Source organism: Streptomyces sp. NPDC052107 (assembly GCF_040680215.1).
In the GTDB taxonomy this organism is placed as follows: Bacteria; Actinomycetota; Actinomycetes; order Streptomycetales; family Streptomycetaceae; genus Streptomyces.
The window spans coordinates 1-9,897 of sequence record NZ_JBFAWG010000156.1 but is presented as its reverse complement, the minus strand read 5'-3'; the positions used below and the strand labels follow the sequence as shown (position 1 = coordinate 9,897).

The window sequence follows — 9,897 nt, the reverse complement described above, 5'->3', positions numbered from 1 at the left end:
TTCCACCTCCACGCTCACGCAGCCCCACCAAGATGGGCAGAACCCACACCGAGCCCCACGGTTCGCATAGGTTCGCTTAGCTGATCAGCGACGCTCCGCGCGGCTGACGAGGGTTTGTTCCTCCCACGCCGGCGAGATTCCTGGTCTCGTCGGCCCGGCGGAGGCGACGGCGTTGAGGTCGGCGTGCGGGGCGGTCCCGCCTGCTCGCCGGCGTACGTCAGGATGTGGGCGGTGGTGCAGGACCCTCGTCGTTGGGGGCGTCCGGGCCGCTCGCGATGCTGCCGATCCACCGGCCGCAGAGGGTCCGTGCCGCCCTCCTTGGCCGGCCCCGGCTGGATGGTCGAGTCTGTCGACCGGGGGCGTACCACCCGAGTCGCGCACACCTGCTGCCGGACGAGCTGTGGGAGCTGTTCCAGCGGGTGGTGCCGGAGGCGCCGACCCGCCCGCAAGGAGGTGGCCGACGCCGACACGGTGACCGTGGAGTGCTGACGGCGATCGTGTTCGTGGAGTTCCTCATCAACCACAGGGCCTGGTAACTGACGCAAGCAGGGGCCGAAACAGTTTCCCGGCCCGGCCCCAGGTCATGCCGCCGCCGTCAGTGGTGGGCGAGATGGCGCAGGGCACGCTGTGCGGCGTGGGCGCCGCACATGCCGTGGGCGCCCGGGCCGGGCGGGGTCGCCGCCGAGCAGATGAAGTGGCCGGGCAGTCCGACGTCGTACGGGTTCAGCGTGGGGCGGGGCCCGAAGAGAAGCTGGGAGAGGTGCTTGGAGCCCGTCATGATGTTGCCGCCGACGTAGTTGGGGTTGTAGGCGGCGAACGCGGGTGTCGTACGTACTGCGGTGCCCACCATCCTGTCCCGGAACCCGGGGGCGAATCGCTCTATCTGCGCGATGATGGCCTCCGTGGCGTCCCCGGTGTAGCCGTTGGGGACATGCGCGTAGGTCCACACCGGGTGCACGTTTCCCACCGAACGCTGCGGGTCCGCCAGGTACTGCTGGCCGACCAGGACGAACGGCCGTTCGGGCATCCGTCCGGCATGGATCTGGCGCTCGCTCTCGGCGATCTCGGCGAGGGCGCCGCCGAGGTGCACGGTGCCGGCCCGGCGCGCCGTCTCGGCCGTCCACGGCACGCCGTCCTCCACGGCGAAGTCGACCTTGAACGCACCGGGTCCGTACCTGAACCGCCGGTAGGCCTGAGCCACGTGGGCGGGCAGTCGGTCCCCGAGGATCTCGGCGACGGCCGTGGGCGTCAGGTCGTAGATGACGATGTCGGCCGGCGGCAGCTGACGATGACTTCGCACGCGGGCGCCGGTCTGGATCGTGCCGCCGAGATCGAGCAGCAGCGCCGCCATCGCATCGGTGATCGACTGTGAGCCGCCGGCGGCCACGGCCCACCCGTGCCGGTGCCCGGCGGTGAGGATGCCCAGACCGATCGAGGAGCTGAACGGCCGATGAAGCGGGTGGAAGGCGTGGGCGGCCACCCCGGCGAACAGGGCTCGTGCCTGCTCGCCGGCGAACGTCTTGGCCAGCACGGTGGCCGGCAGTACCGCAGGCAGGCCGAACCGTGCCAGCAGCAGCGGGTGTCTCGGGATCCTGAGCAGTGGTCCGAGGATGTCCTCCGCGAGTTCGTCGTAGGCCTCGACCGGCCGGGCGAACAGCCGTGTCCAGCGCCGGCCGTCGGGCCCCAGGCCCGCCGCGGTCTCGGCGACGCAGCGGTGCAGGACACCGGCGGTGCCGTCGTCGAGCGGGTGCGCGCAGTCGATCTCGGGGAGTTTCCACTGCAGTCCGTAGCGGCCGAGGTCCAGGCTCTGCAGGAACGTCGAGCCGACCGCCATCGGGTGGATGGCGGAGCAGTGGTCGTGCAGGAGGCCGGGGAGGATCGCCTCACCGGAGCGGGTGCCGCCGCCGATCTCGTCGGCGGCCTCCAGCAGCGTGACCGACACCCCCTCCCGGGCGAGGGTGATGGCGGCGGCGAGCCCGTTGGGCCCGCCGCCGACCACGACGGCGGTGGTCACGCCGGTGCCTCCTCGCCGGTCTCCGCCCGGCGGCCGAGGCGGTGCACGGGGTGGCCGGCGGGGTGCCGCCAGGTCACGGTCACCGGTACCGGTCCGTTCGGGAGCCAGGGTTGTTCCTCGGTCAGGTCCCGCACGTCCCACCGGCCGCGCTCGACCACGCCGAGGGCGGCGTCCATCACGAAGTACTCCTGTGTCTGGCGGTGGAGGGGCTGGGACTCCACCCACACCACCACGAACTCGCCCGGCTCGAACCTGAGCCGCCGCTGGACGGCCTCGATCAGCTGGTCGTCGTGGAGGTGTCCGTCACCGAAGTTCCAGCCGACGATCAGGTTGGCCCCGATCTCTCCCTCGCGCACCGTGTAGGTGTCGATGTCGTCACTGAGGTAGGTGTGCAGCACCGACAGCAGGCCCTTGCCCTGGCTGTGCATCGACCGCCAGGCGATGAACATCTGCATGGTCAGCTCGGCGATCGGGGCCGGGTAACCCAGGGCCTGCAACTGCCGGTTGTGGGTCGGGACCGGGATCGGCAGCTCGTTGAGGCGCTCCTCCACGCCCGGCGCCATCGCCCAGAGGGCCGAGGCCCAGTTGCCGGCGTACTGCCGCATCGAGGGCAGGAAGGAGACCAGGTCGGGACGGAGGTTTCCGAGCACCGGGAAGAACAGCAGGGCGCCCGCGATCACCGGGAGCATCCAGCCCTGCGAGAAGTCGAGGACGCCGTAACCCTCGCCGTTGGGATATCCGGCGAACAGGAAGACCGCGATGTAGCCGAACAGGACGTTCCACTCCAGCGGCACCGCGAGGGGGAACGTCGAGGTGATGAACAGGTGGAAGAGCACCATGCATCCGACCGCGACCAGGGTCAGCTCGCGGTTGGTGCTCAGCAGCAGGGTGAGGGGTACGACGAACTCGGCGGTGGTGCCCATCACATGCGCCGTGAACCGGGCGAAGCCGGAGGGACGAAGGTCCTCGGGGGCGTTTCGGTAGTGCTTCAGCCGCACGGACTTGGGCATGAACGGCGCGTTGGACACCATCGGCGGAACCACGAACGAAAAGTGGCGGGTGAACTTGGACACCGCGGCCCCCACCCATACCACGACGATGATCAGTTTCGCGGCGATGATCATGTCCGTGAAACCGAGGCCGGCGCAGACGATCATCACGGGCACGTACTGCTCACCGCGGGCGGCCAGGAAGATCACCTTGTCGCGCAGGCCCAGCAGGACGGTCAGGACGGCCGGGACGAGGAACAGTACGGGCCGGACGAGGCCGCCGGTCGCCGCCGGGCGGGCGGCGCTCAGCGCGGCACTGTCGGCACCCGGTAGCACGATCGCCACCGCGAGAGATGCCAGGATCGCCGCGTACAGCAGGGCGTCGACGACGCCTCGCTCGTCACCCCTGGTGAACGGCACCGCCCTCGGCCACGGTGGCAGCCGGATCGTGCCGGGGCGCAGCCAGTAGCGCGCACCGCCGTACATCGGCTTGAAGTGCCCGGTGAGCGGGCCCCACGCGCCACCGACACCGACGATCTCCAGCAACGCCACCCACAGCACGAGCTTCTGATAGACGATCGGCTCGTCCCACCAGTGCCGGACATCGAACAGGCCGCCCACGTCCGAGGTCCAGGTGATGAGCAGCAGACCGCCGAGGGCGGAGAGCCCGAGGAGTTTCACCAGGTAGACGACGTGCAGCAGCCTGGGGCTGCCGAAGCCGTTCTCGGCCCAGAAGGTGCTCAGCACCTTGACCCGGTCGAAGAACGGGCGCTGGTTGAACTCCTCGGGTTCGACCGCGGGCAGGACGGGGCTGTTGAAGGGCACGGCTCACGCTCCCGTGGAGATGCGGTGCTGCCGTCGCAGCGCCGGCTTGTCGATCTTGCCTATGGGGTTCTTGGGCAGTGCCTCGAGCACGCGGACGCCGACGGGCACCTTGAACCGGGTCAGTTGGTCCTGGCAGCGCTTCAGGAGGTCGTCGACGTCGAGGTCGGCCCCCGGGTAGCGGGACACGTAGGCGAACGGAACCTCGCCGAACTTCTCGTCCGGCGCACCGATCACAGCCGCCTCCATCACTCCGGGATGGGCGAGGAGAATCGTCTCGATCTCCTTGGGGTAGATGTTCTCGCCGCCCCGGATGATCACGTCCTTGATCCGGTCGACGATCCGCAAGTAGCCGTCCTCGTCCAGGACGCCGACGTCACCGGTGTGCAGCCAGCCGTCCCGCAGGGTCTCGGCGGTCGCGTCGGGGCGGTTGAGGTAGCCCCGCGTCACGTTGGGCCCCTGGACGACGACCTCACCGCGCTCGCCCCTGGGCAGGATCCGGCCGTCCGCAGCCATGATCTCCACGCGCTGTCCGGGGAGGGCGGGGCCGACGGTGCCGGCCTTCCGCACGCCGTCCCAGCGGTTGCTGGTCGCCGCGCACGTGCACTCGGTGAGGCCGTATCCCTCGGCGAGCACGAAGCCGAATCGCTCCTCGGCCGACCGCAGCAACTCCTTCGAGGCCGGGGCGGCACCGCACACCGCGAACCGGACCGAGGAGAAGTCCCCCTCGCACGGCTGAGCCAGGAGCATCGCGTAGATGGTCGGCACGCCCGAGAAGTACGTCGGACGCAGGCGCTCCACAGCGTCGAGGAACCCCTCGACGGTGAACCTTTGCAGCACGCTCAACTGCCCGCCATTGCGCATCGGGGCGAGGAAGCTCACGCAGATCGCGTTCACGTGGAACAGCGGTAGGAACAGCAGACAGTGGTCCTCGGAGGTCAGCCGCATGGTGTCCGCCATCATCGAGCTCATCGCCTCGAGGTTGGCGTGATCGAGCATCACGCCCTTGGGGCGGCCGGTGGTGCCGCTGGTGTAGACGAGCAGGGCGAGTTCGTCGGACCGAGTCGCCGCCGGCGGCAGGATCCCCTTCGGCTCGCGGCGCAGCGCGTCGACCGCCAGCGCCGGCCTGCCGCCGTCGGGCGCGTCGGGGCCGGCGTTGACCACGAGGGCGGCATCCGCGTCCTGGATCTGGTACTCAGCCTCGTTCACCGTGAACATCGGGTTGATCGGGGTCGCCGCCGCGCCGATGCGCCAGGCGGCGACCATCGCGACCAGGAGTTCCACGCGGTTCGGCAGCATGATCCCGACCACGGATCCGCGACCGACACCGTGCTCGGCGAACTGCTCGGCCGCCGCCTCGACCCACGCCGCGAACTCCGCGTACGTCAGCCGGTGCCGCTCGTCGCGGATGCACGGTCGCTCGTCGTGGAGGGCGCTCCTGCGCCAGGGGAGGTACTCCATGCCCGCCATGGACGTCCTTTCGTTGCGGGTGTGCTCACCCCGGGACGGTAGAAACTGGCCGTGACGGCCGTCACTGTCTCCGGGGGCCAAGAAAGTCGCGGCACTTCGTACCGCCGAGCCGCACGGGAGCGGGGATGGGGCCCCTTGCCAGAGCGGAGAACCATCGCTGACAGTTGTCCCTCTGGCACAGGACCGGGTGAGGGAGAGTCGGATGGCGCGGTGGGGCGAGGACCCGGAACTGGCCGACATGACTGTCGTGAGCTCGTCGCTCAAGAGCCGGGTGACCGAGCTCACCGCCTCCATGACCGCACTCCTCACCGAACAGATCCCCGACCTCCCCCAGGACCCCGTCACCCGGCGAATGCTGGCCGATAGCGTCGAGAGCAACCTCCGCCTGGCGGCGGAGGTCTACGGCGGCGAGATCGGCTTGGGCGACATCAGGGCTCCGCTCGGCGCGCGGGAGTACGCGCGCCGACTGGCGCAGTACGAGGTCGCCTCGACCGCTCTGATCCGGGCCTACCGGCTCGGCCAGCACATCCACGTGACCTGGGCGGTCGACGAACTCGTCCGCGCCTTCCCGGATCCCGTCGGGGCGCTCGCCGCGGTGCGGACACTGCTCAGCGTGAACTTCCGCTACATAGACCTGATCTCGGAGCAGGTCATCGAGGACTACCAGGCCGAGCGGGAGCGCTGGCTCGCGCACCGCAGCACCGTTCGCACGCAGACACTCGAACGCCTCCTCGCGGCAGAGTCCGTGGATGCGGCGGCAGCCGAGAGCACGCTGGGCCTCAGGCTGCGCCAGCACCACATCGCGGCCGTGCTGTGGACCGCCGGCGGGCACGACTCCCCGAGCGACCTGCGCGTGCTGGAATCCGCGGCGGGACGCCTGGGCGAGGCGGTGGGGGCCACGGGCGCGCCGCTGGTGTGGCCCAAGGACCGGTCCACCGCCTGGATGTGGTTCCCCGTCGGTCGACGGGCCGAGCCACCGGACCCCGCCCGCGCCGAGGCGGCTGTCGACGGCACGGCGCCCAGGATCCTCGGAGGACTCGGCGCGCCTGGCTTCGGCGTGGCGGGCTTCCGCCAGTCCCACGAGGACGCGCTCCAGGCAGCCCAGGTCGCGACGATCGGTGGCGGCCGCCCACGCCGTCTCACCTGCTACACGGAACCCGGCGTGCGGACCGCTGCGCTCCTCGCGGCAGACCTCGCGGGCACCCGCCGGCTGGTGTCCTCGTCACTGGGAGGCCTCGACGCTGGGACGGACTCGGCGGCGCGGCTCCGCGAGACCCTGCTGGTCTTCCTGGACGAACGCCGCAGCCATGTCGCCGCCGCACAGCGACTGCACCTGCACAAGAACACGGTGAAGTACCGGGTGGCAAAAGGGGTGGAACAGCGGGGCCGACCCCTCGACGAGGACCAACTCGACCTCCAACTGGCCCTCATCGCCTGCCACTGGCTGGGCCAGGCGGTCCTGCCCGCATCCGAGACCAGCTGAGTCCGTTCACAGCACGGGAACCCGGGCGGCGCGAGCCCTGGCACCGTCTTCGGTCTTCGGCGACTCGCGACCACGGGATCACCCTGGTCTTCTGCGCAGCGCCTGAGCGGCCTCCCCCACGCGGGTGGCGTAGTCCTGGAGTATGGGTCCAGGTAGGCCACGGGGTCAGTCCGGCCCCGACATGCTGCTCGCCGATCGCGGCCACGACCACGACACATGCCGGCCGGTTGCGGTGCCAGCGGGGGATCTGCCCCGTGATCGCCGAACGCGGGCGGCAACGCGGCCGGGGCCTGGGCATCTTCCGATGGGTGGTTCGAGCGGACCACGCCGGCGTGGCATGAGGTCGTCCCAGATTCGGGAGTGCACTTGCTGCGGTGGGATCACCCGGCACTCCCCCGACCAGGACCTGTCCCGTCGATCTTGCCGAGTCAGGCCGGCAAGGCTCCCTCACAGTTGAACGTGTTCAAATTTCCTGTCACGATACGTCTTGCCACCTGGAAAGTGCTGGACGAGAGGACCACGGTCATGACGAGCTCGCTCCTCACGCCGCGAGGCCGTGTCCGCATGCGCATGGCCGCCAGGGGAACAGTCGCGGGGAGCACGGCCCCGACACGGATTCTCGACTGGCAGCATCCGAACGTTTCCGCATTGCTCCGACGCATCGGCATCCCGGCGGACTCGGGGGACACTTCGAGTCCCGCCCACCGGACAGCGGCCCTGCGCCAGGCTCACCGATGCATTGCCGCAGTCGTGCAGCCGGTGTACTCGGTCCAGGACGAGCGGCCCGTGTCGGAGGTGCTTCGCCGCCGCCGCGGCTCGTGCAGTCAACGCCTGGCGGTACTGGAAGCCGTGGCGCGGGCATCCGGGGTGGCCACGCGGGTGCGCGGCCTCCTGGTGGACGGGAGGTTCTGGTATCCGCGCTTCCCTCGCTTCCACCGGATCGTCCCCCACCAAGTTGTGCTCGCATGGCCGGAGTTCCGCCTTGACGGGCTGTCCCCGACCGAACACCTCACCGCGCCCTGGTTGACGGTCTCGGAACTCTTCGGTGGTCTCGACGAGCTGAGCGAAGGCAGCGGCGGTGGCTTCACCAACGCCGGGGCGGAAACGCTCTTCGAAGCGTTGTCCAGAACAGCGATCGACTGGGACGGTGCGACGGTCTGCCCGGCCGCCGGCCCCGCGTGCGATCTCTCGGCCTACGTTCTGGCGGACCTCGGCCATTTCGACTCGCGTGACGAACTTTTCGCCCAGCACGGCCAAACTCTCTGCGGGATGGCGAGACTTCTCGCCGAGCCCATCCTGAGTCGCCGTTCGGCGGGCGCCTAGGACATGCCGCCAGGCCACCATGTACGTAGCCAGATGACCAGGGCTGCAACAGTGGCGGCGCGCGAAAGACATAACCGCGTCAGTCGTGGCGGGTGGCGACGGCCCCCGGGACTGCTCGAGCTTATTGATCGCCCGCTCGACGGTGTTGCGCTTCCTGTACCGCCCCTCGTCGAAGCCGGGTGGCCGCCCGCCGAGTGAGCCCTCGCGTGGACGGGCGGCCTGGCTGTCGGCCTTCTCCGGATCGAATATCCGATGCCACGACGTCGCAGGTACTCACGGCCCGGGCCGTTGCTTTGGGCCTTGTCCGCCGCGAGGCTGTCGAGCTTGGCTTCTTCCGCGGCCTGCCCCGGCTGAGCCGCGGGAGGCGGATCTTCGCCGGCACCACCTCGAACCCGGTACAGTCCGTCTGTTGTCCCCCGGTGATGACCAACGACAGCGGGAGGCAGCACGGAGGGCCGGGCGTCACGAACACCGGATTACCGTCGACTAGCGTGGCTCCGCATGACCCATACCGAGATCGAGATCACCGCAGAACTGATCCGGGATCTGCTGCGCGACCAGCACCCCGACCTGGCCGACCGTCCGTTGAGCCTTGGCGCGCGCGGCTGGGACAACCAGCTGTGGCGGCTCGGCGACGACCTCGCCGTGCGGCTGCCCTGGGCGACGCAGTCTGCGGACGAGCTGCTGCGCAAGGAGCACGCGTGGCTGCCCGCACTTGCCCCACACCTTCCACTGCCGGTCCCCGTCCCCCAGCGCCTCGGTGAACCCTCCGAGCGGTTTCCGCGCCCCTGGATCGTCACCACCTGGGTGCCGGGCGAGCCCGCGGACCGATCTCCCGCCACGCGTGCTGGGGAGGCGGCCGACGCCCTGGCCGCCTTCCTCACCGCCCTTCATCAACCTGCCCCGGCCGGGGCGCCCGCCGGCCGTTACCACGGGGGGCTGCTGGCCGATCGTGCTGAGGGGTTCGCCGGGCAGCTCGCCTCGGTCACCGAGATGGGACTGGTCCCCGACCCGGATGCCGTCCGCGCCGTATGGGAGGATGCCGCCGCCGCGCCCGGCTGGGCGGGCCCTCCGCTCTGGCTCCACGGCGACCTGCATCCGGCCAACGTCCTCACCGCGAACGGCACGTTCTGCGGCGTGATCGACTTCGGCGACCTCTGCGCGGGCGATCCCGCCTGCGACCTCGCTGCCGCGTGGCTCCTGCTGCCGGACGGCGCCGCCGACCACTTCTACGCCGCATACGAGCCGATCCCGGACGCAGCGACCCTGCGCCGCGCCCGCGGCTGGGCGGTGCTCAAAGCCCTCGCCTGCGTCCTCATCGGAAATGCCGGCGTCTACGGTCGCCCCGGCGGCAAGCACACTTGGGGCCCACCCGCCCAGGCGACACTAGGACGCCTGACCGCAACGGCCCACCGCTGATCACGCCCTCAACCTTCGATAACGAACGTTCAAGGCTCGCAGTCACAGAACAGTGATCGCCCGTCCTCGAGCGGCAGGACCAGTCCGAAGAGCTCGGCATGCATACGGGCTGGTCGACAAGAAGTGGCCTCTTGGGGGTCTCCACCTGCTGGTCCTCGAAGTCGGGTGAGTGGGCGTAACCATGTATGAGTGAGTGTCGTTGTCAGAGTGTGAATCTGACGGAATGGGCGAAGACGCAGAGTGTGCATCCGCAGACCGCGTATCGCTGGTTTCGTGAGGGGACGTTGCCGGTACCGGCTCAGCGGGTCGGGCCACGCACGATCCTGGTGAACATCGACGCGAACGCCACGCCCGGAGCCATCGGCGGTCTGGGCCTG

The 9,897-nt window shown here is 70.0% G+C and carries 6 protein-coding genes and 2 pseudogenes; 5 read left to right on the top strand and 3 right to left on the bottom strand.

Translation table 11 applies throughout. The annotated features are described in order from the left end of the window. Positions 1-383: 383 nt before the first annotated feature. A pseudogene (locus AB0M27_RS45060) lies at positions 384-506 on the top strand (IS5/IS1182 family transposase); the annotation flags it as partial. Between the two features lie 89 nt (positions 507-595). On the opposite strand, the gene AB0M27_RS45055 reads toward AB0M27_RS45060, so the two are convergent. Genes AB0M27_RS45055 through AB0M27_RS45045 form a run of 3 tightly spaced genes read right to left on the bottom strand, consistent with a single transcriptional unit; the run spans position 596 to position 5,295 of the window. After that, entirely contained in the window at positions 596-2,014 is a 1,419-nt protein-coding gene (locus AB0M27_RS45055) for an NAD(P)/FAD-dependent oxidoreductase (RefSeq protein ID WP_365731703.1), read from the bottom strand. Next, positions 2,011-3,828 carry a DUF3556 domain-containing protein gene (locus AB0M27_RS45050; RefSeq protein ID WP_365731701.1) on the bottom strand — a complete coding sequence of 606 codons (1,818 nt, stop codon included), beginning with the start codon at positions 3,826-3,828 and terminating at the stop codon, positions 2,011-2,013. The genes AB0M27_RS45055 and AB0M27_RS45050 overlap by 4 nt, the downstream gene beginning before the upstream one ends. A gap of 3 nt (positions 3,829-3,831) precedes the next feature. Then, on the bottom strand, positions 3,832-5,295 hold the full coding sequence (locus AB0M27_RS45045; protein ID WP_365731699.1) for an AMP-binding protein: 1,464 nt from the start codon (positions 5,293-5,295) through the stop codon (positions 3,832-3,834). 202 nt (positions 5,296-5,497) lie between these two features. Here AB0M27_RS45045 and AB0M27_RS45040 point away from each other — a divergent pair, with 202 nt between their 5' ends. The 4 genes and pseudogenes from AB0M27_RS45040 to AB0M27_RS45025 all read left to right on the top strand — a co-directional run. After that, the gene (locus AB0M27_RS45040; RefSeq protein ID WP_365731696.1) at positions 5,498-6,778 is read left to right on the top strand and encodes a helix-turn-helix domain-containing protein; all 1,281 of its coding nucleotides are present in this window, start codon (positions 5,498-5,500) and stop codon (positions 6,776-6,778) included. Between the two features lie 525 nt (positions 6,779-7,303). Next, positions 7,304-8,101 (top strand): transglutaminase domain-containing protein, encoded by a 798-nt coding sequence (locus AB0M27_RS45035; RefSeq protein ID WP_365731705.1) that lies wholly within the window; start codon positions 7,304-7,306, stop codon positions 8,099-8,101. Positions 8,102-8,602: 501 nt separating this feature from the next. Further along, the gene (locus AB0M27_RS45030) at positions 8,603-9,520 is read left to right on the top strand and encodes an aminoglycoside phosphotransferase family protein (protein ID WP_365731694.1); all 918 of its coding nucleotides are present in this window, start codon (positions 8,603-8,605) and stop codon (positions 9,518-9,520) included. 209 nt (positions 9,521-9,729) lie between these two features. Further along, positions 9,730-9,897 (top strand): annotated as a pseudogene (locus AB0M27_RS45025) (IS607 family transposase); the annotation flags it as partial.

What these genes read in the sequence shown, in the direction of transcription:
- AB0M27_RS45045 (WP_365731699.1), bottom strand. Translation starts at nt 5,295, where the DNA reads ATGGCGGGCATGGAGTACCTCCCCTGGCGCAGGAGCGCCCTCCACGAC.
- AB0M27_RS45040 (WP_365731696.1), top strand. Translation starts at nt 5,498, where the DNA reads ATGGCGCGGTGGGGCGAGGACCCGGAACTGGCCGACATGACTGTCGTG.
- AB0M27_RS45035 (WP_365731705.1), top strand. Translation starts at nt 7,304, where the DNA reads ATGACGAGCTCGCTCCTCACGCCGCGAGGCCGTGTCCGCATGCGCATG.
- AB0M27_RS45030 (WP_365731694.1), top strand. Translation starts at nt 8,603, where the DNA reads ATGACCCATACCGAGATCGAGATCACCGCAGAACTGATCCGGGATCTG.